The 24,135-nt window shown below is 75.4% G+C and carries 20 protein-coding genes and 1 pseudogene; 6 read left to right on the top strand and 15 right to left on the bottom strand.

The annotated features are described in order from the left end of the window. Positions 1 to 326, top strand: a pseudogene (locus tag ACZ6X9_RS08235) (hypothetical protein); the annotation flags it as partial. 207 nt (positions 327 to 533) lie between these two features. Here ACZ6X9_RS08235 and ACZ6X9_RS08240 read toward each other — a convergent pair. The 13 genes from ACZ6X9_RS08240 to hemE all read right to left on the bottom strand — a co-directional run bounded on the left by ACZ6X9_RS08240 (position 534) and on the right by hemE (position 14,198). Then, positions 534 to 3,680, bottom strand: a complete 3,147-nt coding sequence (locus tag ACZ6X9_RS08240; RefSeq protein WP_469777125.1) for an FAD-binding and (Fe-S)-binding domain-containing protein — start codon at positions 3,678 to 3,680, stop codon at positions 534 to 536. A gap of 121 nt (positions 3,681 to 3,801) precedes the next feature. Continuing rightward, the gene (locus tag ACZ6X9_RS08245) at positions 3,802 to 5,592 is read right to left on the bottom strand and encodes a complex I subunit 5 family protein (protein WP_469777126.1); all 1,791 of its coding nucleotides are present in this window, start codon (positions 5,590 to 5,592) and stop codon (positions 3,802 to 3,804) included. Between the two features lie 4 nt (positions 5,593 to 5,596). Further along, positions 5,597 to 5,944: a sodium:proton antiporter gene (locus ACZ6X9_RS08250; protein ID WP_469777127.1), complete on the bottom strand. Its 348-nt coding sequence runs from the start codon at positions 5,942 to 5,944 to the stop codon at positions 5,597 to 5,599. After that, positions 5,941 to 6,693, bottom strand: coding sequence for an MnhB domain-containing protein (locus ACZ6X9_RS08255; RefSeq protein WP_469777128.1), 753 nt, complete (start codon positions 6,691 to 6,693; stop codon positions 5,941 to 5,943). The genes ACZ6X9_RS08250 and ACZ6X9_RS08255 overlap by 4 nt, the downstream gene beginning before the upstream one ends. Beyond that, on the bottom strand, positions 6,690 to 6,977 hold the full coding sequence (locus tag ACZ6X9_RS08260) for a Na(+)/H(+) antiporter subunit B (protein WP_469777129.1): 288 nt from the start codon (positions 6,975 to 6,977) through the stop codon (positions 6,690 to 6,692). Before ACZ6X9_RS08260 ends, ACZ6X9_RS08255 begins: the two co-directional genes overlap by 4 nt. Further along, a complete protein-coding gene (locus ACZ6X9_RS08265) occupies positions 6,970 to 7,455 on the bottom strand; it encodes a monovalent cation/H+ antiporter complex subunit F (RefSeq protein WP_469777130.1) in 486 nt (161 codons plus the stop codon). Before ACZ6X9_RS08265 ends, ACZ6X9_RS08260 begins: the two co-directional genes overlap by 8 nt. Next, a complete protein-coding gene (locus tag ACZ6X9_RS08270) occupies positions 7,452 to 7,631 on the bottom strand; it encodes a hypothetical protein (RefSeq protein ID WP_469777131.1) in 180 nt (59 codons plus the stop codon). The genes ACZ6X9_RS08265 and ACZ6X9_RS08270 overlap by 4 nt, the downstream gene beginning before the upstream one ends. A gap of 405 nt (positions 7,632 to 8,036) precedes the next feature. After that, the gene (locus tag ACZ6X9_RS08275) at positions 8,037 to 8,816 is read right to left on the bottom strand and encodes an ABC transporter permease (protein WP_469777132.1); all 780 of its coding nucleotides are present in this window, start codon (positions 8,814 to 8,816) and stop codon (positions 8,037 to 8,039) included. Between the two features lie 2 nt (positions 8,817 to 8,818). After that, positions 8,819 to 9,487 carry an ATP-binding cassette domain-containing protein gene (locus ACZ6X9_RS08280; RefSeq protein ID WP_469777133.1) on the bottom strand — a complete coding sequence of 223 codons (669 nt, stop codon included), beginning with the start codon at positions 9,485 to 9,487 and terminating at the stop codon, positions 8,819 to 8,821. Between the two features lie 313 nt (positions 9,488 to 9,800). Next, entirely contained in the window at positions 9,801 to 10,694 is an 894-nt protein-coding gene (hemC, locus tag ACZ6X9_RS08285; protein ID WP_469777653.1) for a hydroxymethylbilane synthase, read from the bottom strand. 74 nt (positions 10,695 to 10,768) lie between these two features. Next, the gene (locus tag ACZ6X9_RS08290; RefSeq protein WP_469777134.1) at positions 10,769 to 12,172 is read right to left on the bottom strand and encodes a glutamyl-tRNA reductase; all 1,404 of its coding nucleotides are present in this window, start codon (positions 12,170 to 12,172) and stop codon (positions 10,769 to 10,771) included. Continuing rightward, complete coding sequence (gene hemF / locus ACZ6X9_RS08295) at positions 12,169 to 13,131, bottom strand: oxygen-dependent coproporphyrinogen oxidase (RefSeq protein WP_469777135.1); 963 nt, start codon at positions 13,129 to 13,131, stop codon at positions 12,169 to 12,171. The genes ACZ6X9_RS08290 and hemF overlap by 4 nt, the downstream gene beginning before the upstream one ends. After that, positions 13,128 to 14,198: a uroporphyrinogen decarboxylase gene (hemE, locus tag ACZ6X9_RS08300; protein WP_469777136.1), complete on the bottom strand. Its 1,071-nt coding sequence runs from the start codon at positions 14,196 to 14,198 to the stop codon at positions 13,128 to 13,130. Before hemE ends, hemF begins: the two co-directional genes overlap by 4 nt. 122 nt (positions 14,199 to 14,320) lie before the next feature. On the opposite strand from hemE, the gene hemH reads away from it, so the two are divergent. Together hemH and hemG are read left to right on the top strand one after the other, a co-directional pair. Further along, on the top strand, positions 14,321 to 15,421 hold the full coding sequence (hemH, locus tag ACZ6X9_RS08305; RefSeq protein WP_469777137.1) for a ferrochelatase: 1,101 nt from the start codon (positions 14,321 to 14,323) through the stop codon (positions 15,419 to 15,421). Beyond that, positions 15,418 to 17,778 (top strand): protoporphyrinogen oxidase, encoded by a 2,361-nt coding sequence (gene hemG / locus ACZ6X9_RS08310; RefSeq protein ID WP_469777138.1) that lies wholly within the window; start codon positions 15,418 to 15,420, stop codon positions 17,776 to 17,778. The genes hemH and hemG overlap by 4 nt, the downstream gene beginning before the upstream one ends. On the opposite strand, the gene ACZ6X9_RS08315 is transcribed toward hemG, so the two are convergent. Then, positions 17,691 to 18,413, bottom strand: coding sequence for a TetR/AcrR family transcriptional regulator (locus tag ACZ6X9_RS08315; RefSeq protein WP_469777139.1), 723 nt, complete (start codon positions 18,411 to 18,413; stop codon positions 17,691 to 17,693). The two genes, hemG and ACZ6X9_RS08315, sit on opposite strands and share 88 nt — an antisense overlap. A 110-nt stretch (positions 18,414 to 18,523) precedes the next feature. On the opposite strand from ACZ6X9_RS08315, the gene ACZ6X9_RS08320 reads away from it, so the two are divergent. After that, on the top strand, positions 18,524 to 20,734 hold the full coding sequence (locus tag ACZ6X9_RS08320; protein ID WP_469777140.1) for an MMPL family transporter: 2,211 nt from the start codon (positions 18,524 to 18,526) through the stop codon (positions 20,732 to 20,734). A 20-nt stretch (positions 20,735 to 20,754) separates the two neighbouring features. Beyond that, positions 20,755 to 22,044, top strand: a complete 1,290-nt coding sequence (locus tag ACZ6X9_RS08325; RefSeq protein WP_469777141.1) for an MFS transporter — start codon at positions 20,755 to 20,757, stop codon at positions 22,042 to 22,044. A gap of 252 nt (positions 22,045 to 22,296) precedes the next feature. Here ACZ6X9_RS08325 and ACZ6X9_RS08330 read toward each other — a convergent pair whose 3' ends face one another. Next, positions 22,297 to 23,532, bottom strand: a complete 1,236-nt coding sequence (locus ACZ6X9_RS08330; RefSeq protein ID WP_469777142.1) for a GH25 family lysozyme — start codon at positions 23,530 to 23,532, stop codon at positions 22,297 to 22,299. Between the two features lie 431 nt (positions 23,533 to 23,963). On the opposite strand from ACZ6X9_RS08330, the gene ACZ6X9_RS08335 reads away from it, so the two are divergent. Continuing rightward, positions 23,964 to 24,107 carry a hypothetical protein gene (locus ACZ6X9_RS08335; protein WP_469777143.1) on the top strand — a complete coding sequence of 48 codons (144 nt, stop codon included), beginning with the start codon at positions 23,964 to 23,966 and terminating at the stop codon, positions 24,105 to 24,107. Positions 24,108 to 24,135: the final 28 nt, after the last annotated feature.

The raw sequence follows: 24,135 nt of genomic DNA on the forward strand, positions 1-24,135 counted from the left end.
CCGTACCCGCCGCGCCCGGCACCGGCGTCGCCGCCGTCGCCCGCACCAGCGGCCACCTCGACGTCTTCTGGATCGGCGCCGACGGCCAGGTGTGGAGTGCCTGGTGGGACCAGATTCCCGGCATGGGGTGGTACGACCACGGCGTGTTCCCCATCGCCGCCCGGTTCCCCGTCCCGGCGGTCCCGGGCGGCGGGGTCACGGCGGTGGCCCGGACCTCCGGACACCTCGACGTCTTCTGGGCGGGGAGCAACGGGAGGATGTGGAGCGCTTGGTGGGACCAGCAGAGCGGCATGGGCTGGTACGACCACGGCGTGTTCTCCATCTGACCCGCACGGTGGCCGCGGTCCCGCACCGCGGCCACTGCCGGACGCCGCACCTCCGGCCCGATCCCCGCGTCAGGACCCCCGTCGGACACCGCGGCCTCGGCCCACCCCACGCACCACGGCCACCGTCAGGCACCACGGCCCCGACCCACGCACCGCTGCCGCCCTCAGACACCGCGTCCCCGGCCCAACCCCGGCCCGCTGTCGCTCTCAGACACCCCGTCCCCGGCCCGCCCCCCGCACCGCTGCCGTCACCGCCCCGGCCGCCCCCGCCACCACGGCGCCGAGCCCCGCCGTCACCGCCCACGCGTCCTTCCGCCGGTGGTCCGGCCGGAGGGCGCCCAGCTTCTCCGGGTGTTCGGCCGGGGCCGGGCCGTCGAGGCCGAGGGCGAGCGCCTCGGCCAGGTGCATGGCCCGGCGGCCCGTGCCGCCCTGTTCGATCTGGGTGCGGCAACTGAAGCCGTCGGCGAGGACGTACGTCGCGGGTCCGGCGGCGCGGACGGCGGGCAGGACGCCCTGTTCGCCGACGGCCATCGAGACCTCGTGGTGGCCGCGCTCGAAGCCGAAGTTGCCGGCGAGGCCGCAGCAGCCCTCGTCCAGGACGTCGGCGTGCAGCCCGGCGCGTTTCATCAGCTCCCGGTCGGCGTCGAACTTCAGCACCGCGTGCTGGTGGCAGTGTGTCTGGACCAGCGCGGTACGGGCCGCGCGCGGCGGCCGCCAGTCGTGCGGCGCCCGGTTGACCAGCAGCTCCGAGAAGGTGAGGAACTGCTCCGAGAGCCGCCGCACGTCCTGGTCCTCCGGCATCAGCTCCGGCGCGTCGGCGCGGAACACGGCCGTGCAGGACGGTTCGAGGCCGACGACGGGCGTGCCGGCCGCGAGCCACGGCCCGAGGACCTCCAGTGTGCGGCGCAGCACCCGCCGGGCCGTGTCCAGTTGCCCGGTGGAGATCCAGGTCAGGCCGCAGCAGACGGGCCGTTCGGGGACGACGACCCGGAAGCCGGCGTCCTCCAGGACCCGGACGGCGGACCGGGCGACGTTCGGGTGGAAGTGGTTGGTGAAGGTGTCGGGCCACAACAGGACCGTGCGGGGGTCGGCGGGGTCGGGCACGCTGCCGGGCGGGGCGCCGGGGGCGGGGGTGGCGGGTGAACTCCGCCGCCGCCACCATTCCAGGAAGGACTGCTCGGCGAAGAGCGGGAGTTCCCGCTCCCCCGCCACTCCGGCGAGGCGCTTGCCGACGGCGCCCACGCCCGGGGCTTGGAGCAGCGCGTTGGCCGCGCGCGGCGCGGTGCGGGCGAGCCGGGCCCACAGCGGGAGCCGGCCGAGCGCGTAGTGGGCGGCCGGGCGGAGCCGGCCGGCGTAGTGGTGGGCGAGGAACTCGGCCTTGTAGGTGGCCATGTCCACTCCGACCGGGCAGTCGGACTTGCAGCCCTTGCACGCCAGGCAGAGGTCGAGGGCGTCGCGCACGGCGGTGGAGCGCCAGCCGTCGGTGACGGTCGAGTCCGCGTGGCCGTTGAGCATCTCGAAGAGGAGCCGGGACCGGCCGCGGGTGGAGTGCTCCTCCTCGCGGGTGGCGCGGTAGGAGGGGCACATGACGCCGCCGGTGCTGGTGCGGCACTTGCCGACGCCGACGCAGCGGAGTACGGCGCGGCCGAACTCGTGGTCGTCGTGCGGGTAGCGGAAGTGGGTGTCCTCGACGGAGGGCCGCCAGAGCGGGCCGAGGCGCAGGTTCTCGTCGGCCCGGTAGGGGTGGACGACCTTGCCGGGGTTCATCCGGTTGTCGGGGTCGCAGAGCCGCTTGAGTTCCCCGAAGGCGCCCACCAGCCGCTCGCCGAACATGCGGACGAGCAGTTCGCCGCGGGCCTGTCCGTCACCGTGCTCGCCGGAGAGGGAGCCGCCGTAGGCGTGGACGAGGTCGGCGGCGCGGTGCAGGAAGCGGTGGAAGTCGGCGACGCCCTCGGCGGTGCGCAGGCCGAAGGGGACGCGCGTGTGGACGCAGCCCTGGCCGAAGTGCCCGTAGAGCGAGGCGCTCTCGTACCCGAACTCGGCGAACAGCTTCTTGAGGTCGCGCAGGTAGTCACCCAGTCGCTCGGGCGGGACGGCGGAGTCCTCCCAGCCCTCCCAGGTCTCGCGGTCGTCGGGCGGCCGGGCGGTGACGCCGAGGCCGGCCTCCCGTGCCTTGAGCATCTCCTGCTCGCGTTCGGGGTCGTCGGACAGGGCGACGTCCGGGTCGTCCTCGGTCCGGTCGATCGCCCGCAGCAGGGCCCGGGCCTTCTCGTCGGTCTCCTCGGTGCTGTCGCCGGTGAACTGGAGGAGGAGCCAACTGTCCCCGGCGGGGAACCGGTCGAGGGAGGCGAGGTAGGCGCCCTCCTCGCGCATCAACTGGGCCATGCGGTGGTCGATGGCCTCCAGTTGGTCGGGCCGACAGAGGCCGAGGAGGCGAGGGACGTCGTCGGCGGCGGCACAGATGTCGTCGTAGCCGAGGACGACGACGGTGGCGGCGTCCGGTACGGGGACGAGGTCGATCTCGGCGTGCAGCACGGTGACGAGGGTGCCCTCGCTGCCGGTCAGGGCACGGGCGACGTCGAAACCGTTCTCGGGGAGGAGGGAGTCGAGGTTGTAGCCGGAGACGCGGCGGGGGATGCGGGGGTAGCCGCGGCGGATCTCGGCGAGGTGGCGCTCGGCCAGGCCGCGGAGCCCCCGGTAGAGCTCGGCGCGGCGGCCGCCGGCGGCCTGGATCCGCTCGTACTCCTCGTCCGTGGTGCGGCCGGTCCAGCAGCGCAGGCCGTCGTAGGTGAGGATCTCCAAGCGGCGGAGGTTGTCGACGGTCTTGCCGTAGGCCTGGGCGGTGGCGCCGCACGAGTTGTTGCCGATCATGCCGCCGAGGGTGCACTGGCCGTGCGTGGACGGCTTGGGGCCGAACTTCAGTTTGTACCGGGCGAGTTGCCGATTGAGGTCGTCGAGGACGATGCCGGGTTCCACGACGCAGGTGCGGGCCTCGGGGTCGACCGACACGAGCCGGTGGCAGTATTTGGACCAGTCGATGACGACGGCCCGGTTGGTGGTCTGGCCGGCGAGGCTGGTGCCGCCGCCGCGGGAGAGGACGGGCAGGCCGTACTCGGCGCACACGGCGACCGCCTCGGCGCCGGCGTCGACGGTACGCGGCAGGACGACGCCGAGGGGCGGCTGCCGGTAGTTGGACCCGTCGGTGGAGTACGCGCCGCGGCTGCCGGCGTCGAAGCGCACCTCGCCGTCGACACGCCGCGCCAGCGCCCGGCGCGCCGCGTTCAGCGCCTTCTCGTCCGCCTCCCGCGCCTTCCCGGTCTCCCCCGTCTTCCCTGTCGCCCGTCCGTCCGTCATCGGCTCTCCCTCCGTTCGGCGGGCCGGGCGCGCCACCGGTCGTCCACGACCACCGTGGCACCCGGCGTGGGGCACCGCAGGGCGTGGGGGCCCGATCGGGGGCACCCGCCCACCCGGCCGGTCAGCCGCCCGGCCACAGCGTCAGCGCCGACAGCAGCCCGATGCCGGCCACCGCCCACGCCACGTAGTCGCCGACGTGCCCGGAGTGCAGCCGGCGCAGTGGGGCCGCCCACCGCCGGGCCGGGACGGCGCCGCGCACGCCCAGCGCCGCGAGCCCGGTGGCGAGCACGGCCGAGAGCAGGCCGAGGCCCGCTCCGGTCAGGCTCCACCACGCGTACGGGTGCCCCGGGCCGGGCGCGGCATGCCTGCCGTCCAGCACGGTCGCCGCGTAGCCGGCGTGGTCGGTGAAGGCGTGCGCGGCGCCGGCCGCGCCGCGGGCGAGGGCGGGGACCGTGCCGACGGCGAGGGAGCCGGCGAGGAGGAGTGCGGCGACGGCGGCCATCAGCGACGGCAGGCGGCGCACCCGGCGGTCGGTCTCGGGCTCCTCCTGGTCGCCGGTGGTCTCGGGGGCGCCGCAGTCGTCCTCCTCCCGCGGGCCCGCGCCGAGGAACACACGGGCGGCGGCGCGCAGTACCGCGCCGCCGGTCACCGCCGACACCACGACGTACAGGGCGGTAAGCCAGGCGGCCCGCTCCTCGGCCAGCGCCTTGCCGAGCGCGGTCCCGAACGGCGGCAGCCCGGCGAGGGCGAGCCCGCCGGCCGCGTAGAGGGCGCCGACGCCGCGCATCTCGCGGGCCCGGCCGTGCAGCCGGTGCTCGTCGACGCTCCCGTAGCGGTCGAGGAGTGCGCCGGTGCAGGCGAAGAGGGCGGCCTTGACGCCCGCGTGCCCCAGCACGTACAGGAACACACCGGTGACACCCTCGGGTTCCAGGGCGGCGAGCCCCGCGAGGAACAGGCCGGTGTGGGCGACGGTGGAGAAGGCGAGCAGCCGTTTGAGGTGCCGTTGCTGCCAGCACAGGGCGGCGCCGGTGAGCGCGGTCAGCAGGCCGAGGACGGTCAGGGCGCGCCGGAAGTCCTCGGCGGGGACGCCGCCGGGTCCGGCGAAGACCGTGGCGTACACGCGGGCGGCGCCGTAGACGCCCATCTCCACCATGACGCCGGAGAGCAGCATGCAGACGGGGGTCGGGGCGACGGCGTGGGCGTCCGGCAGCCAGAAGTGGAAGGGCACGGCGGCGGCCTTGACCAGCAGCCCGGTGAGGATGAGGACGAAGGAGGCGAGGACCAGGGCGTCGTGCCGGCCGGCCGCGTCGAGTTCCCGTCCCGCCTGGGCCATGCCGAGTTCGCCGGTGCGGGCGTAGAGCAGGGCGATGCCGAGCAGACTGGCGTAGCCGCCCAGCGAGTTGACGAAGCCGAAGGCGAGCGCCCCCTGGACGGGCCGGGCCTCCTCGACGCGGTAGCCGGTGAGGGCGTAGCCGACGACGCCCATGAGCTCGAAGAAGACGAAGGCGTCGAAGAGGTCGCCGGTGAGGGCGAAGCCGCACATGCCCGCCTGGAAGAGGAGGATGAGGGCGGGGAAGGCGCCGGTGTGGCCGCGCGGCGGTTCGTCGAAGTAGCGCCAGGCGTAGGCGAGGACGGTGACGACGAGCAGCGAGGTGAGGGCGGCCAGGCCGGTGCCGGTGCGGTCGCCGGTGAGGACGATGCCCACCCCGTGGCCGTGCACGGGCCGCCAGTCGCCGGCCCAGACGACGTACGGCCCGCCGGACAGGGCCGCCACGGCGAGGCCGGCGGAGGTGGCGGCGCACAGGCAGCCGAGGGTCTCCGCGACCGGCCGGGGCATCCGCCGGCCCGCGCCGGCCAGGAGCGCCGCGCCGAGCAGCGGCACCACGACGATCAGCGGGAGCAGCCGTTCCACCGGGTCAGCCCTTCAGTTCGGACAGGGCGTCGGGGTCGGTGGTGCCGTGCCGTTTGGCGACCTGCACGACGAGGGCGAGCAGCAGCGCCGTGACCGTCGCGCCGACGACGACGTCGGTGAGGGCGAGGGCCTGCACGACGGGGTCGACGACGGGCCGGGAGCCGGGCGGGATGTCGGAGAAGACGGGCGCGGTACCGCAGTCGCGGTACCCGACGGCGAGCAGCAGGACGTAGGTGGAGGACTGGGTGACCGCCAGGCAGCCGACGGCGTGCACGAGGTCGCGGCTGGTGGCCATGCCGTACACGCCGACCAGGAAGATCCAGCCGGCGGTGAGGTAGGGCAGGACGCTCATGCCGCGCTCCCCTTCCCGTCCTCGGCGCCCTCGATCTCCAGGGCCTGGCCGAGGAACCGGGCGAGCAGGACGACCACGGCGGCGGCGACCTCCACGCCCACGGCGGCGTTGAGCAGCGGGACGGTGCCGCCGGAGGCGAGGGTGCCGAACGTGCCGTACGGCAGCGCGTTGGCCAGGTACGCGGCCCCGGCGAGCAGCCCGCCCGCGCCGACGAGGGCGTACGCGGCCTCCCCGGCGGCGTCGGCGACCTCGTACGGCCCGAGGGGCCGGACGCGTTCCAGGGCGCGGTAGTCGACGGCGATGTAGAGCAGGTGCACGGCGGTGGCCACGACGACGCCGCCCTGGAAGCCGCCGCCGGGGCTGAGCTGGCCGTGGGCGACGACGTAGAGGCCGATGAGGAGGGTGACGGGCAGCAGGAGCAGCCCGTAACGGCGCGTCAGGGGCGGTACGGGCGCGGGCGCGGGAGGGGTCCGGCGTTCGTCGCTCGTCTGCCGCAGGAGGACGACGGTCCCGAGGACGGAGGCGAACAGGATGCTCTCCTCCCCGAGGGTGTCCAGGGCGCGCTGGTCGAAGTTGACGGAGGAGACGGCGTTGGCGGTGTGCCGGAGCAGCGCGGCGTGGACGGCGCGGTCGCCGTAGGGGTGCCGGTCGCCGCCGAAGCGCGGCAGTTCGAGGCAGGCGGCGACGAACAGGGCGGCGGTGGCGAGCAGCCCCACGGCCAGGACGCACAGCCGGGCGCGGCGGCTCACCGGGTCCCCCCGCCGGCGCCGTTTCCGTCCTCCCGCTGCCGCGCCCGGTGGATCCGCCGCACCTTGCGCACCGTCAGCAGGATCATCAGCGGGGTGATCGCCGATCCGACGGCGAGCTGCGAGAGGCCGACGTCCGGCGCCTGGAACACCGTGAACAGCAGGGCGAGCCCGAGGCCGAGGAGCGACAGGACGAGGGCCTGCCGGGCGGGGTCCCGGTTGAGGACGGCCGCGGTGGCGGCCACCGCGACGAAGAGCAGCGCGAGGCCGCCGAGGACGTCATCCACCGCGCACCGCCCGGCTGGTGACCGCTCCCCCGGCGAGCAGCAGCACGCCGACGACGAGCACCTTGGCCATGGCCCGGCCGGGTCCGGTGACGACGCAGAGCGGGACGACGGTGGCGAGGGTGGCCGCCGTGACGAGGGGCCTGATCAGGCGGGCACCGGCCGGTTCGACGGCTTCGCCATGGCCCGCCTCACCCCGCCTGGCCCCACCGTGACCGGTCTCGTCATCGGAAGCGGTCGCGAAGAGCCGGACGAAGACGAGGGTGCCCGCCGGCCCGAGCACGGAGACGACGAGCGCGAGATCCGCGTAGGCGGGCCGGCCGTACCCCTGGGCGAGCAGCAGGAACACCAGGCACAGCAGCAGCGTGGCGGTGTTCTGGGCGGTCATGCGGCGCCCGGTCCCCCCGGTCGCCGCGCCCCACAGGCAGGGGCCGAGCCCGCCGACGATCAGCAGAGCGGCGCCCGCCAGCCACCCGTTCACCGCTCCGCCGCCCGACGCGCCGCCCTGGCCGCCCACGCCCCCGCCGCCGCGGCCACCGCCCCGACCCCGACTTCCAGCACGTCCACGGAACCGATCAGCACCATCCACAGCAGCATGAGCCCCGCCCACCACACCGGCAGCTCGGCCACGGCGGCGATACGGGCCCTGTCCGGCATCGCTGCTCCTCCCTGCTCGTCCCGGGTCGCCCCCCGGTTACCCGGGCCCCGGCCGGCCATGCGAGCGGCGCGAGGAGACGGTGGTGAGGGCACGATTACCAGACCCCGGGCCCCGGCACGCGGACCCGGAACGCCCGCGTGTCCGGCGGGGGGCGGCCGGCCCGCGTCCGCCGGCGGGCATCTCCCGACCCGGACGCCCGCTCGCCCGGCCCGTCGCCACGTCTTCGACGCCGCGCAGTCCGGCACCCGGACGCCCCACCGGTCCGGCCCGGCCACCCGCGCGCTCACGGCCCCCTCAGCGGATGTCTACCGGCATGTCGGGATGGCAACGGGTTTGCGGTACCGGGCAGGTGCTGCCCACCCCGGCGTCCCGCCATGCGCCCGGCTCCCCGCCGGCTCCGCCCGTCACCCGTCCGGGAAGGCGTTCCGGCGGTCGCGGGTGTGGAAGCGGAAGGTGAGGGCCGCCACGAGGAGCGCGCCCGCGAACCAGAGCGGGCCGAGGAGGAGGTACGGCAGCGGGATCGCGTCGCGGAAGCCGGCGGTCATGGCGACCTGCATGGCACCGAAGGAGGGGAGGTAGCGGATGACGTCGTCGTCGGCGACCGGGTTGGCGAGCGGGCTCTGCAGACCGGTGTCGATGATGCTGGTCATGATGATGAGGAGCATGCCCGCGAGTTCGGAGCGGAACAGGGCGCCGAGCATCACCCCCAGCCCGCCGTAGGTCAGCGCCCCGCAGGCCAGGGCGAGCGCGAGCAGCCAGGGCCGTCGGGGCGACCAGTAGAAGCAGACCGCGCAGGTGGCGTAGGCGCAGGTCACCGCCGCGACGACGACGAGGGCCGCGAACTTGGCGGCGATGAGGTGGCGGCGCGGGTAGCCGGCCATCGCCAGCCGCCGGTCGAAGCCGGCCGCCCGGAACGTCACCGAGAACATCATGAAGCCGACGATGAGGGTGACCGCGTTGAGGGCGCCCGTGATGTTGCCGAGGTCGTTGCCGTGCGCGGTCACCGTCCCGTGCGTGGTCCGCAGCGGGAAGCGCACCTCGTGGGGGTCGACGACGGCGTGTCCGAGCGAGATCCACAGGGGGACGAACAGCACGACGAGGACGAGGGCGAGCCGGTTGCGGACGTGCTCGACCAGCGCGTAGCGGGCCGCGGTGGAGAAGTACGTCCAGGCGGTGGGCGGCATCGTCACCCCTCCGCCCCCGGCCCGGTCCCTGCCCCGGGCCTGCTCCCCTCGGCCAGCCGGCCGTGCTCCAGCCGCCAGAGGCGGTCGAACCGGGCGGTGTCGTAGGCGATGTGGGAGACGAGGAGGAACGAACGGCCCGCCGCGCGGAGTTCGCCCGCGAGCTCCCAGAAGCGCTGGTACGACTCCCAGTCGAAGCCCTGGTACGGCTCGTCGAGCAGGAGCAGCGGCGGATCGTGCAGCAGGGCGAGGACGAGGTTGAGCTTCTGCCGCGTGCCCCCGCTGAGGGCGCCGACGCGGTGGTGGCGGTAGGCCGTGAACCGCAGCGCGTCCAGCAGCTCGTACGCCCGGCGCGGGTCGGGGAGGCGGTAGGCGACGTGGAACAGCTCCAGGTGCTGGTCCACGGTGAACGCCGGGTTGAGCACCGTCTCCTGCGGGCAGTAGCCGACCGGCCCCGGGCAGTCGACCGTCCCCCGGTCCGGTCGCGTCTGCCCGGCGAGGACGTGGAGCAGCGTGCTCTTCCCCGAGCCGTTCTCGCCGACGACGCCCGCCATGCAGCCGGCCGGCAGGTCGAGGTCGATGCCGCGCAGCACGGGGTGACGGCCGTACGCCTTGTGCACGCCGCGGACGCGCAGCACGGGGGTGGGGGTGGCGGCGGGGGCCGGCTGGGGCACGGGGTCTCCTCGCCGGGGGTGGCTTGAACGACGTCAAGCCCTCATCCTCACCGGTGAGCGGTCGCCGGGGGCGCCCTGCCGGGGGGAGTCCGGCGGGAATCGCCCGATGGGCGGTGCGGCGGGCGGGGGGGGGTGGGGTGCCCCGGTCCCGCCCTTTCGCCGTTTCCTGGGGGCTGCGCTCCCGCACCCCCCGAAACCGCGCTCCGCGCGGTTGTCCTCAAACGCCGGACGGGCTGAAATCGGCGCCCGGGCGACAAGCGGGGGTCTGGGGGCGCAGCCCCCCGGAAACGGCGAAAGGGAGGGACCGGGGCCCCTACCCCCCACCCCCCTCGTGCCCCTTCCGCAGCACCCGCGCCAGTTCCCGCCCCGCCGACACGGCGACAGCCGCGTCGAGAGGAACCTCGACCCGACGGAACGTACGACGCCGTCCGTCCAGCGCGGTGATGACGGCGCACAGATCGAGCACCGAGGGGCCGCACAGCCGGGCGTGGGCCCCGACCGGAGCGCTGCACCCCGCCTCCAGTTCCGCCAGGACGGCGCGTTCGGCGTTGACCGCCGTCCGGGTCACCGGGTCGTCCAGGGTGCCGAGCAGCAGCGCGAGCGCGGTGTCGTCGGCGCGGCACTCGATGGCGAGGGCTCCTTGCGCGGGGGCGGGGACGAGCCGGTCGGGGGCGAAGAGTTCGGCCGCTTCGCCGAGTCTGCCGAGCCGGGCGAGGCCCGCCGCGGCGAGTACCACCGCGTCCAGTCGGCCGTCGCGCACCCGGCCGATGCGGGTGTCGACGTTGCCGCGCAGCGGTACCACCTCCAGTCCGGGGCGCAGCGCGGCGAGCTGGCCGGCCCGGCGGGGTGATCCGGTGCCGACGCGGGCGCCGGCGGGCAGTTGGTCCAGGGGGTGTCCGTCGGCGGTGACCAGGGCGTCGCGTGGGTCCTCGCGGACGGGGACGGCGGCGACCACGACGTCCTCCGGTCCGGCGGTGGGCAGGTCCTTGTAGGAGTGGACGGCGAAGTCGATCTCCCCGGCGCGCAGGGCGGCCCGTACGGCCTGGACGAAGACGCCGGTGCCGCCCATGGCGGTGAGGGGGGCGCCGTTGGTGTCGCCCTCGGTGGTGATGCCGACGGTCTCCACCCGGACGCCGGTGGCCTGTCGGAGGTCGCGGGCGAAGGCGGACGACTGGGCCAGGGCGAGCGCGCTGCGCCGGGTGCCCATGCGGAGCGTGGTGCGTCCGACGGCGCCGCCGTGGTCCGCCGCCGCGAGCCGGTACGCGGCCGGGGTCCCCGGTGTCATGGCGTCTCCTTTCCGGCCGGGCCGGTCGCGGGGCCGGGCGGCTCGGGCTGGTCGGCGGCGCCGAACAGGTCGTGCACGACGGCGACGTAGGCGTGCCCGCCGGGTTGCGCGGCCATCTCCCGGACGCGGACGGTGGGCCGGTGGACGATCTTTTCGGCGATGCGGCGGGCGGTGCGCGCGACCTCGCCGCGTACGTGGTCGGCGAGGGCCGGGGTGCGGACGAGCAGCCGGTCGATCTCGGCCTCCGCGATGGAGAGGACGTTGTTGCGCATGGCGACGATGAGGGGGGCCACGGTGGCCTGGTGACGTCCGGCCAGGAACGCGGCGGTCTCCTCGGCGACGATGCGCCGCGCCTCGTCCACCGGCACCCGTGCCGACGCCTCCTTCAGCCGGGCCTCCAGGCCGGCCAGGTCCACCAGCCGGACGCCGGGCAGCCGGGCGACGGCCGGTTCCACGGTGCGCGGCAGGGAGAGGTCGACGAGGACGAGCGGGTGCGGGGGCCCGTCGGCGCGGGCCGCCGCGACGAGTCCGGCGGTGATCACCGGCCGGCCGGCGCCGGTCGCCGCGACGACGAGTGCGGCGCGGCCGAGCAGTTCCGGCAGTTCGTCCAGGCCGGCGGCCCGGGCCCCGTACCGCCCGGCGAGCCGCTCGGCGGCCTCCCGGCCGCGGTTGACGACGACGATCTCGCCGACGGTGCGGGTGGCCGGCGCGGGCCCGACCGCCCGGGTACTCCCGGCGGGCACGGGCCCGGCCGCCGTCCCCGGGAACCCGCCCGCCGTCCCGCCCCCGCCGCGCCGCAGCGCGGCCACGGTCAGCGAGCCGAGCGCTCCCGCGCCGACGACCACGGCCGGGTGGTGGGGGCGCGGGCCGAGGAGGTCCGTCGCCGCGTCGAGGGCGACGCCGACCAGGTCGGCGGCGGCGCGGCCGACGCCGGTGGCGTGTTCCACGCGTTTGCCGGTGCGCAGGGCGTGCTGGAAGAGGTCGTGGAGTACCGGTCCCACGGTGCCGTGGTCGGTGGCGAGGCGGTAGGCGGCGCGGACCTGGCCGCGGATCTGGGACTCGCCGAGCGCCATCGAGTCCAGGCCGCTGACGACGTGGAAGAGGTGGGCGACGGCGTCCGGGCCCCGGTGGCTGTAGAGCAGGGGGCGGACGTCGTCGGCGGGTGCGCCGGTGATCTCGCCGAGCGCGTGGGCGGTGTCGTCGAGGGCGCGGTCGGGCCGGTCGGACTCCAGGTAGACCTCGACGCGGTTGCAGGTGGCCAGGACGACGGCCTCGGCCACGGCCGGGGAGCGGGCCAGCAGGCCCAGCAGGGCCGTGGCCTGGGAGGCCGTCAGCGCGAACCGCTCCAGTACCGGGTGGGCGGCGGTGTGGTGGCTCAGACCGGTGACGACGACGGTCATCGCGCCGCCCCGACCGTGCCGGCGGCCAGCCAGTCGCGTGGCCGCAGGAACTCGGCGAGCCGCTCTTCCTCGCTGCCGGGTTCCGGGGTGAGGTCGAAGCCCCAGGAGGCGGTCGGCGGCAGGGACATCAGGATGGCCTCGGTGTTGCCGCGGCTCTCCAGCCCGAACCGGGTGCCGCGGTCGTGGAGCAGGTTGAACTCCACGTACCGTCCCCGGCGCAGCAGTTGCCAGCGGCGCTGGCGTTCGCCGTACGGGGTGCGCATGCGCCGGCGGACGATCGGTAAGTAGGCGGGTATCAGGGTGTCCAGCCCGCGGGCGACGAACCGGAAGGCACGGTCCCAGCCGTCCGGCCCGGCGGGACGCAGGTGGTCGAAGAAGATGCCGCCCACCCCCCGGGTCTCCTGCCGGTGGGGCAGGTGGAAGTAGCTGTCGCAGTTCTTCTTGGCCTGGTCGTAGAAGTCCGGATCGTAGGCGTCGCAGCAGTCCTTCAGGGTCCGGTGGAGGTGCCGGGCGTCCTCCTCGAAGCCGTAGGCCGGCGTCATGTCGGCGCCGCCGCCGAACCACCAGACGTCGTCGCCCGCGCCGCTCCCGCCGGCCGGGCCGACCTCGAAATAGCGGAAGTTGGCGTGGAAGGCGGGAGCCCAGGGGTTGCGTGGGTGGAGGACGGTGGACAGGCCGGTGGCGAAGAAGCCGGCCTCGGGGTCGATGTCGTGCCGGCCGGTGACGGCGTCGGGGACGCGGTCGCCGTGGACGGCCGACACGTTGACCCCGGCCCGTTCGAACACGGCGCCGTCCTCCAGGACGCGGGCCCAGCCGCCCCCGCCGCCGGGCCGTTCCCAGTCGTGGGCGGCGAACCGGGAGTGGCCGTCGCACTCGCCGTCGCACTCCTCCAGGGCCCGGATCAGCGCGGCCTGCGCGTCGAGCATCAGCGCCAGCGCCTGGTCCCGTCGTGTCGTCATGCGGGCACCTCTTTTCCGTCGTCCGTCCCGTCCTCTTCGCCGTCTCCGCCGGCTTCCGCGTACCGGTCGAACCCCTGCACGGTCTCGACGAGGCGCCGGACGTGCCCGATGGGCGTGTCCGGTCGGATGCCGTGGCCCAGGTTGAAGATGTGCGGACCGCCCAGGCCCTCCCGCAGCACGGTCCGCGCCCGGTCCGCCAGGGCCTCGGGGCGGTGGACGAGCACGGCCGGGTCGAGGTTGCCCTGGAGGGCCCGGCCGGGCAGCGCCCGGCGGGCCGTGGACAGCGGGGTCCGCCAGTCGACGCCGACGACCTCGGCGGGCAGGCCGGCGATGTGGCCGAGCAGGTGGTGGGCGCCGGCCGCGAAGTGGATCCGCGGGACCGCGAGGCCGTCCAGGGCGGCCAGCACGCGCCGGGTGTGGGGCAGCCCGAACTCGGCGTAGACGGCGGGCGCGTGGGAGCCGGCCCAACTGTCGAAGAGCTGGACGGCCTGTGCCCCGGCGGCGATCTGTGCCCGCAGGTAGTCGATGGTGACGTCGGTGAGCCGGTCCAGCAGCAGCCGGGCGGCCTCGGGTTCGGCGTGCAGCCAGGCCCGGAAGCCGGCGTGGCCGTCGGCGGCGCCGCCCGCGTCCACCAGGTAGGCGGCCAGCGTCAACGGCGCCCCGGCGAAGCCGATCAGCGGTACCGGGCAGCGCTCGCGCACGGCGCGGACGGCGTCGGCGACGAAGGGCGCCGTGCCCTCGGGCCCCGGCACGCGCAGCCGCCGCACGTCGGCCAGGGTGCGCACCGGCCGGGTGATCACCGGGCCGGGGGCGAATTCGATCTCCACGCCCATGTCGGCGAGCGGCGTCATGATGTCGCTGAAAAGGATCGCCGCGTCCAGCGGAAAGCGTCGCAGGGGCAGCATGGTGATCTCGGCCGCCACCTCGGGGTCACGGCACATGTGCCAGAAGCCGTAGCGCTCTTTGAGTGCGTTGTATTCGGGCAGGTATCGCCCCGCCTGACGCATGATCCATATGGGCGCCCGCCGGGTGTCCTTACCCGACGCGGCGTCGAGGAAAATACTCATCCCGGAAGCTCAGCCCCCGTTATTCAGAGTTCCGAATTCATACCTCGGTCAGTCTGTGAGGGGCCTTGTTTGAGTGTCAAGGGCGAGTCTAGGATCCCCACTTGATTGGGGGTGGACGGTATATGGAACATGAGAATCCGAGCCCTACCGGGGTCGTCCTGATGAACCTGGGCGGACCGCGTACGCTGCGCGAGGTCGGCCCATTTCTGCACTCTCTGTTCAGCGACCGGGAGATCATTCGACTTCCCGCCCAGTCCGCTCTGGGACCGCTGATCGCACGGTTGCGCACCCCTCGGCTGGAGAAGGTCTACGCCGGCATCGGCGGCGGCTCCCCGCTGTACGACTGGACGGTCCGTCAGGGCGAGGGGCTGGTCAAGCGGCTTGACGTACTCAGCCCGCAGACCGCCCCGCACCGCTTCTACCTGGCCTTCCGCTACACCGAGCCGAGCAGTGCGCAGGCCCTGCGCCGGATGGCGGCGGACGGGGTACGGCGCGCGGTGGCGTTCCCGCAGTACCCGCAGTACTCCTGCTCGACCACCGGCTCCAGTCTCCACGAGCTGTGGGCGTCCGCCCGGCGGTCGCGGCTGGACACCGCCTTCCGGTGGAGCGTCGTCGACCGCTGGTCGTCGCATCCGGCGTACGTGCAGGCCATGGCGGCGAAGGTGCGCGAAGGACTGGCCGAATTCCCGGAATCCGAGCGGGACGACGTCGTGGTGCTGTTCAGCGCGCACTCCCTTCCGCAACGTGTGATCAACAAAGGGGACCCTTATCTTCAGGAAGTGGCGGGAACCGTTCGCGAGGTGATGCGGGAGCTCGGCGACCGCCAGGAGCATGTGCTGTGTTTTCAGGCCGACGTGGGTCCTGTGGCATGGCAGGGACCCAACACGGAATCCGTGATCAGGTCGCTCGGAAAACAGGGCCGGCGCAATATCCTGGTAGTGGGAATCATTTTCACCACTGACCATCTGGATACGTTGGCGGAAATTGACGTCGAGTTCGCGGAGGCCGCCGAGAAGGCCGGCGTCACACGGTTCCGGCGGGCGCCCGCGCCCAATGACGACCCGCTCTTCCTGGACGCCATGGCCCAGGTGGTGGCAGACCATCTGGCCGCTGGGGCCCCCTGCGGACCGCAGTTCGGGCTCCGTTGCGCGGGGTGCGCCGACCCGGCGTGCCGGGAGATCCTCAACCCGGTCCGGGGCGAGCCGCCGGCCCCGGCCCGATGACCGGCACCCACCCGCGGGTCGCCGTCGTCGGCGCCGGTATCACCGGGCTGACCGTCGCCTTCGAACTGCTCGCCGCGCGCCCCGGCGCGGAGGTGACGGTCCTGGAGGCGGAGGCCGTCGCCGGCGGGAAGATAGCCCGCCACCGCGCGGACGGCTACACCGTCGACCTGGGCCCCAACGGCTTCCTGGACAACGGCACCGACACCCGCACCCTCGCCGAAACCCTGGGCCTCGCCCCCCGGTTGCGGCCCGCCGCGGACGCGGCCCGCGAGCGGTTCCTGCTGCGCGGCGGCCGACTGCTGCCGCTGCCGCTCGGTGCCGCCTCCTTCGCCGTCAGCCCACTGCTGGGGCCCGCCGCCAAGGCCCGCGTCCTGGCCGAGCCGCTGGTGCGGCGGGCGAACGGCGAGGAGACCGTACACGCCTTCCTGGCCCGCCGGTTCGGGCTCCGCGCCGCCGCCCTGCTGGCGGCGCCGCTGGTGCACGGCGTCACCTCCGGCGACCCGTGGACGACCAGTCTGGACGCCGCCTTCCCCCGGATCAGGGCGCTCGAACGGGACCGCCGCGGCCTGCTGCTGGCCGCCCTGCGCGGCAAGCTGCTCCGCGCCGTGGGCCGCGCGGGACCGCCCCCGCGGCTGACCGGCTTCGCCGACGGCGGCATGCGGGTGCTGGTGGACGGCCTGACGCGGCGGCTCGGCGAACGGGTGCGCACGGGACGGCCGGTGACGGCCGTACGGCCCGCGCCGGAGGGCGGCTGGCTCGTGGTCACGGCCGGACACGCGCCCGTCCGCGCCGACCACGTCGTCGTCACCGTGCCCGCCCCCGCCGCCGCACGGCTGCTGGCGCCTCATCTGCCGCGCGCCGCCGAGGTGCTGGCCGGGGTGCGGTACGCGCCGGTGCGCGTGGTGTCCGTCGGGTACCGGCGACGCGACCTGGCCGTCCTGCCGCGCGGCTTCGGCTACCTGACGGTGCCCCCGGAGCCCACACGGATCCTCGGCGTCGTCCACGCCTCCGTCGTCTTCCCCGACTGCGCGCCGCCGGACGGCGTCCTGTTGCGCGCCTTCGCGGGCGGCGCCGAGGACCCCGGGTTCGCCGAGCTGGGCGAGGACGAGGCCGTCGCCGCCGTGCACCGGGACGTCACCGCGCTGTTCGGCCCGGTGGCGGGTCCGGAGTTCCGCCACGACCACGTCTGGCCCGAGGCCATCCCGCAGTACGCGCCCGGCCACGGCGAGCGGGTGCGCGCGGTGCTGGACGCCGTCGCCGGCCTGCCCGGCCTGCACCTGGCGGGCAGCGCCTACCACGGCGTGGCGGTCAACGAGTGCGTCCGCGACGCCCGGCGGGCGGCGGGCGAGGTGCTGACCGCGCTGCGCGCGGCGGCGACGGACGCCTCCGCCGGAGGTCCGGCCGGGCCCTCGGGGCGAACCGATGCCGCCGGCCGGGCCACGGCCCGGGCCTCGCGGGACGCGTCGCCGGGCCCACGCGGTGGCCCGGGGGACGAGCCCGCGCCCCGCACGGCGACCACCACCACCCCCACCGCGGACCCGCCCGCACCCCCCGGACAGCTCTCGACCGCCGAACCGTCCGCGGGCCTGGTCGCGCGGGGCGCGCCCCCTGGCCCGCGCGATGAAGCGGCGTGCCCGCCCGGCGCCCCGGAGGACGGGCCCGCGTCCGCGCGCGACGGCCGTCCCGGCCGCCGTACCCGCACGACGGCCCGCGGAACGGCGTCGCGGATCCGCCCGGCGACCGGCACATCCCCGCCCGACACGAGGAGAAGCAGCGTGACCGACACGACCCAGGCCCCCTCGGCCCCGGCCGCCCCCGCCGCGGAGGGCGGTGACGGCACCGACAAGCGGGCGCAGGCCCGTCGGATGCTCCGCGACCGTCTGCGCCGCTACCTCGAACTGGAGGCGGAGCACGGCCCGGAGGAGGCGCGGGAGGTGCTGCTCGACGGGTATCCCGAGCGTCAGGCGGCGCGGATGGGGCCGCTGATCTCGGGGTGTTCGCTCGCCGAGGGGTTCGGCAAGGCCCTCCCCCGGTTCGCGGCCATGGGCTTTCTGGAGGAGGCGATCGACGTCTCGACGGACGACGAGGACGTGGTCATGGAGGTGTGCCGGACCTGCATGTGCCTGACCGCGGCCCGGGACCTCGGGCTGAGCGAGCCGCGGCCCGTCCTCTGCGAGCTGGACTTCGAGGCGACCCGTCGGGCCTTCCCCGAGATGTCCGCCGAGAGCCTGCGCCGGCAGACGGACGGGCACCAGGTGTGCGTCTTCCGCTACGCGCGCCCGCGCTCGGCGGACGCCGGAGGGGGCTCCGCGGCAGGCTCCGCGGCGGGCCCCGAAGGGGGCTCCGGGCGCGAGTGACGGCACAGCCCCGACTCGACCAGCAGCAACAGGTCCGCGGTGAGCGTCCCGACCGGTACGTCGCCCCTGATCACCTGGCCCCGGGCGGCCGCCAGCAGGTGCATCAGGAGCTCGGCGTGCCGGTCGGGGCTGACCCGCTCGTCGAAGACGCCCTCGCGCCGGCCGCTCTCGAGCACCTCGGCGAGCAGGGCGCGCAGCCGGTCGGTGTGGGCGGCCATCCGCTCCCTGATGGTGGGGCTGATGCCCAGCGCCTGCAACTGCAGGGCGCCGGGGCGGCGTTCGGGCCGGGCGTAGAACTCCAGGTTCGCCGTCAGGTACGTCTCCAGCCGGGCGCGGGCTCCCCGCACGCCGTCGAGGCGTTCGCGCAGTCGGTCGTGGAACCGGTCGACCTCGTCGCTCACCACGGACAGCAGGACGTGTTCGACGTCCTTGAAGTAGTTGTAGGCGGTGGCCCGGGAGACCCCGGCCCGTTCCGCGATCTTCGACATGGTCGTACCGGCCAGGCCCTGCTCTGCCGCGATCTGCACGGCGGCCTCTCCGATGGCGGCGCGCAGCCGTTCCTTGTGCTCGGCCACCATCCGGTTCCATCCGGAACCGGAACGGTCGGCCGCCGCTCCGCGTCGGTCGGCGTCCATCACACTCCTTGGACAAGGTGTCTAAGCCTTGGCGCTTGGTCTAACATCTGGCGGGACTGCTGAGGCCCCAGAGTCGAGGCCTCAGATTAGACCCCGAATGCGGTGATGCAGTGCGTAGCGAAGCTCAGGCCGGGCGTCAGAGGAGCAGGCTCAACCGGAACACCACGCCCCCGGCACCACCCTCCTCCGGCGCCCGTCCGCGCCTGCTCCTCTGGCTGGTGGTGGCCGCCTGGCTGCTGCTGGCCGGGGGCCTCAGCCCGTTCCAGGGCAAGTTGCAGAACGTCACGAGCAACAACGCCGCCGCCTTCCTGCCCGACTCGGCACCCTCCGCCGAGGTCTCACGGTTCCTCAAGGACCGTTTCCCCGACGGCGACACCCGCCCCGCCCTCGTCGTCCAGCGCCGCCCCGGCGGACTGACCGCCGCCGACCGCGCGGCGGTGGCCGCCGAGGCCGCGCGCCTGCGTGCCGTCCCCGGTACCCGAGCACCCGTCGCCCCCTTCACCCCCGACGGCCGGCCGGTCCGCGGGCTGGTCTCGGCGGACGGTTCGGTGGCCGTGACCGTCGTGCCCGTCACCGCGACCGGCGGCAAGAAGGTCCGCGAGACCGTCGACGCGCTGCGCGACGCCCTCCGCCCGCCGTCGGGCCTGGCGACGGACGTCACCGGCCCGGCCGGGATCAGCGCGGACGCCCTCGCCATCTTCAGCGACGTCGACTTCCGGCTGCTGGCGGCGACGGCGGTCCTGGTCCTCGTCCTGCTGCTGATCGTCTACCGCTCGCCCCTGCTGGCGGTCGTGCCGCTCGTGGTGGTGAGCTTCGCCTACGTGCTGGCCGCCGGGATCGTCTACGCGCTGGCCGCGCACGCCGGGCTGCTCATCAACAGCCAGGCCACCTCGCTGATGCTGATCCTGATGTTCGGCGCCGGCACCGACTACTGCCTGCTGATGACGGCCCGTTACCAGGAGGAGCTCCTCGCGGACCCGTCCGCCCCCTGGCCCGCCCTGCGCCGGGCCGTGCGCCGGGTGGGGCCCACCGTCTTCTTCAGCGGGCTGACGGTCATGGCCTCGCTGTCCGCCCTGTTCGCCGCCGACCTCGGCTCCACCCGGGTGCTCGGCCCGGTCGGCATCGTCGGCACCGCGAGCGTGCTGCTCTCCACGTTCACGCTGATGCCCGCGCTGCTGGCGCTGATCGGCCCGCGCGCCCTGCTGCGCCGGGCCCGGGCGCGCCAGGAGGCGGCCGGCACCGGCGCGGTGGGCCGCGCCTGGGAACGCACCGCGCGAACGGTGTTCCGCCGGCCGTGGTGGGCGACGGCGGCGACGCTGCTGTTCTTCGCGGCGGGCGCGACCGGACTGACGCGCTCCGTGGACGACATGAGCCTGCTGCACGCCTTCCGCGAGCCGACGTCGTCCGCGGCGGGCTACCGGGTCCTGGCGGACGCCTTCCCCGCCGGCACGGCGGCGCCCCTGACGGTCGTCGTGGAACGCGCCGACGGCTCGCTGGCCGCCGCCGACCTGGCCGGGGCCGCCGCCCGGGTCCGCTCGGTGCCGGACGTCGCCTCCGTCGCCCCCCAGCAGGTGCGGTCGGAGGACGGCAAGGCGGGCCGGCTCCAGGTCGTCCTGGACACCGACCCGTACGACGCGAGGGGGCTCGACCGGGTCGCGGACGTGCGGCACGCGCTGTCCTCCGGACTCCCCTCCGGCGTACGGGCGGTGGTGGGCGGCGACCCGGCCGTCCAGCTCGACACCAAGCACGCCGCCGACCGCGACCTGCGGATCCTGGTCCCGCTGATCCTGGCCATCATCCTGTTGGTGCTGGTGGCACTGCTGCGGGCGGTGGTGGCGCCGCTGTACCTGATCGCCACCGTCGTGGTGTCCTTCTTCGGCGCGCTCGGCATCTCGATGTACGTCTTCCGGGACCTGCTGGGCCAGCACGGGGTCAACCCGGTGATGCCGACGTTCGCGTTCCTCTTCCTGGTGGCGCTCGGCGTCGACTACAACATCTTCCTCATGGCCCGGGTCCGTGAGGACGCCCGTGCCCACGACACGCGCACCGCCGTGCGCACCGCCCTGCTCGGCACCGGCTCGGTGATCACGAGTGCGGGCCTGGTACTGGCGGGCACGTTCTCGATCCTGATGATCCTGCCGCTGGTCATGCTCTTCCAGCTCGGCTTCACGGTGGCGCTCGGCGTGCTGCTCGACACCGTCCTGGTGCGGGTGGTCCTGGTGCCGGCCGTCACCTGGCTGCTGGGCGAGAAGGCGTGGTGGCCCGCGCGGCGGACCGGACCGGCCGCCGCGGCGCCGGCGGGCCCCGATCCGGCCGACTGACAAGGGAGTTGAGCCCGGCCATGACCGACACCGCAGACCACGCGGGCCCCGCGGGCCCACCACCGGACGGCGCGGGCCCGGCCGGCGCCGGGGGGCGGCGCCCCGCCGTACCGCGCTCCGCCTGGACCCGGCTCGCCGTTTACACCGCGATCGCTGCGCTGCTCCAGGCCGACGGGACCATCGTCGCCGTCGCGCTGCCGTCGGTCGGCTCGGCGTTCGACGTCCCGGCGGGCACCGCCTCCTGGCTGATGACCACCTACTTCGCGGTGTACGCCGTGGGGCTGTTCCCGGGCGGACGGCTGGTGGACCGGTTCGGCCCGGGGGCGGTGGCCCTGACCGGGCTTGCGGTGTTCTGCGCGGGCACCCTGACGGGCGCGCTCGCCGGGTCGTTCGGGGTGCTCGTCGGCTCCCGGGTGCTCCAGGGCGCGGGCGCCGGCCTCGCCAGCCCGGCGGCGCTCGCCGGGGCGGTGTCGGGCTTCCCCGCCGAACGGCGGGGCACCGCCCTCGGCATCTGGGGCGCGGCCTCGGGACTGTCCAACCTGGTGGGGCCGCTGCTGGGCGGGGTGCTCACCGAGGTGTGGGGATGGCGGGCCAACTGGTGGGCGCTGCTGCCGCTGGGGCTCGCGCCCGCCGTGTGCGTGCTGCGCTGGGTCCGCCGGCCGGCCGACGTCCACCGGCCGGTGCCGGTGCCGGCCGGCCGGGTGCCGATGGGCACGGTACGCGGAGCCTCCGCCGCGGCCGCCCTCACCTTCGCGGTGATGATCGGCTCGTTCTACCTCGTCGAGCAGTACCTCCAGCACGCGGCGGCCTACGGGGTCCTGCGGGCCGCGCTCGCCCCGATGGTGGTGGCCGTGTGCATCGGCGCGGCGGGGCCGGTGGCCGGCCGGCTCACCGACCGGTTCGGCGAACGGGCCCCGGCGGCCGGTGGTTTCCTCGCCTGTGCGGCGGCCTGCGCCGCGTACGCCGTCCCCGGCACCACACCGCACGGCCTCTGGCTGCTGCCCGGCGGCGTCCTCCTCGGCGCGGGCCTCGGCCTGCTGTTCCCCGCGACGTCCCGCGCGGCCCTCAACTCGGTCCCCCGCGGCCTCCACGGCCGCGCTTCCTCCCACCTCTCCGCCGGCCGCCTGGCCGGCGCGGCCTGCGGCACGGCCCTGGCGGGCCTGGCCTTCCACGACGGCGTCACCCTCGGCCACCTCCGCACGGCCCTCGCCGGCGGCGCGGCGCTGGCGGTCGTGGGGGCCGCGGTGGTGCTGCGGTGGTTCCGGGGAACGAAGAGCGGCGGGGCGGAGAGCGGCGGGGCGGAGGGCTGAGGGCGGGGCGGTGACCGGGCGGCGGCCCCGGCTGCCGGGCCGCTGCCCACCGAAGCCCGGCCCGGAACGCCACACGGGGGCAGAGCACGAGCCGCGGGCGCGGTGGCAGCCCGGCTGGTCGTGCCGCCGGGCGGCCGGGCGGCCGTTCGCGCGTCCGACGGCACGTCAGGGGCACCGGCCCCCGGCCCTCACCACCCGGTCGTGGAACGGCCCGACGCCGCGTCGCGGCGTTCCCGAGCCCCGCCGCCGGCCTCACGACAGCAGCGCCTGCCAGGTCGCCGGACCCACCACGCCGTCGGCGTCCAGGCGCCAAGCCGTCTGGCAGGCGACGACCGCGTCGCGCGTACCTGTCCCGAAGACGCCGTCGACGTCCAGGGCGGAACCGCGGGCGACGAGGAGGTGCTGGACCGCCCGTACGGCGGGGCCGGAGGAGCCGGGGCGGACGGTTTGGACGAGGGCCTGCCAGGTCCTGGGGCCGATGACGCCGTCCGCGTCGAGGCCGGCGGAACGCTGGAAGGCGGTGACGGCGTCCCTGGTGGCGGGGCCGAACGCGCCGTCCGGGTCCAGGGTTGCGCCCCGGGCGGTGAGCAGGTACTGGGCCGCGGTGACCCGGGGGCCGCGCTGCCCCTGGGCGAGCAGCGGCCAGCCGGCCGTGGGCGGCGGGGTGTAGGTGCCGTCGGCGAAGGAACGCAGGTCCCGGAGCGAGCCGTTGAAGACGTCCTGGTCGCCGGGGAACGGGCCGCGTTCGGCGGTCTGCCAGACGGCGTACGTGGTCCAGCCGGCGGGCAGGGGGTGGGCGGTGCCGTTGTGGTTGGCGACCCACAGCGGCAGCGTGCCGCCGAAGGCGCGCGAGTCACCCGTGCACCGGGACCACCACGAGGCGTTGGTGTAGAGGGCCGGGTAGCGGCCGGTGCGTTCCCGGTAGCGGTCGGCGAACGACCGGATCCAGCCGACCATGGCGGCCGGGTCCAGTCCGTAGCAGGCCGGGACGCCGGTGCCGGGATAGGCCTCGATGTCGAGCGCCCCGGGCAGCGTCCGCCCGTCGGCCCGCCAGCTTCCGCCGCCGGCGAGGAAGGCGTCGGCCTGGGCGGCGCCGTCCGACGAGTCCGGGCGGGCGAAGTGGTAGGCGCCGCGCACCAGTCCGGCGGCGGCCGCCCCGTCGTACTGCCGGGTGAAGAACTCGTTGCGGTAGGTCAGGCCCTCGGTCGCCTTCACGTAGGCGAAGGAGGCACCGGCCGCGACGGCGGCGGCCCAGTCCACGTCCCCCTGGTAGGCGCTCACGTCGAGTCCCCGCACGGCGGCCGGTGCGGGAGGCGCCGGTCTGAGCGGCGCCTTCGGCAGGCTCGACCCGGCGTGGTGCTCCTTTTCCCCGCCGGTGACCGGTGGGACGGGGTCGCCCGCCCGCGCCACGGCGGGCTGGACCAGAAGGGCGGTCAGGACGGGGACCAGAAGAGCGGCCGACGGCAGTGCCCTGAGCGGGGACTTCATCACGGGGCTCCCGGGGTGCGGGCCCGTCCCGCCGCGGTCGTCGGCGCCGCGCGCCACCGGGGCCGGACCGGTCCGGCGGTGCGCGGGGCGGGCCGGTGCCGCGGCGGCCCGGGCGTGAGCAGGGTGAGCGGGATGCTAGCGACGCGCGCACGCCGGGGGAATGCCGCGTGCGCCCGGCGCTCCGCCGTGAGCCACCGTCACCCTCGTCACCCGCGCCCGGCCGTCCGGCGTACGCCGGCGACCGCGCGGGCCGGCCGGCGGACGCCGCCACCGCCCGGGCCACGTTGAGCAGTCGCGGTCATCGGCGCGCGGGTCGTCCGGGTCGACGCACGGGGACACGGCGCCGATCACCGCCCCACGGGCTCGGCGAAGGCGACAAGGCCCGCATCGAGCACATCGCCGTCGAGATCGACGGTGCGATCGGCACCGTCATGACCGCGGTGCGCGAGCTCGGCGTGGAGTTCCTCTCTCCTCAGCCCGTGGCCATCGACGGAAATCTCAACGCGTTCACCCGGCCGCACACCTCCGAGGGCATCCGGTTCCAGCTCGTCGAATGCGGCGCCGCGTCCTCCTGACCGGTCCATCGTGCGCGTGGCTCGGAGA

Source organism: Streptomyces sp. NPDC052910, assembly GCF_055585605.1.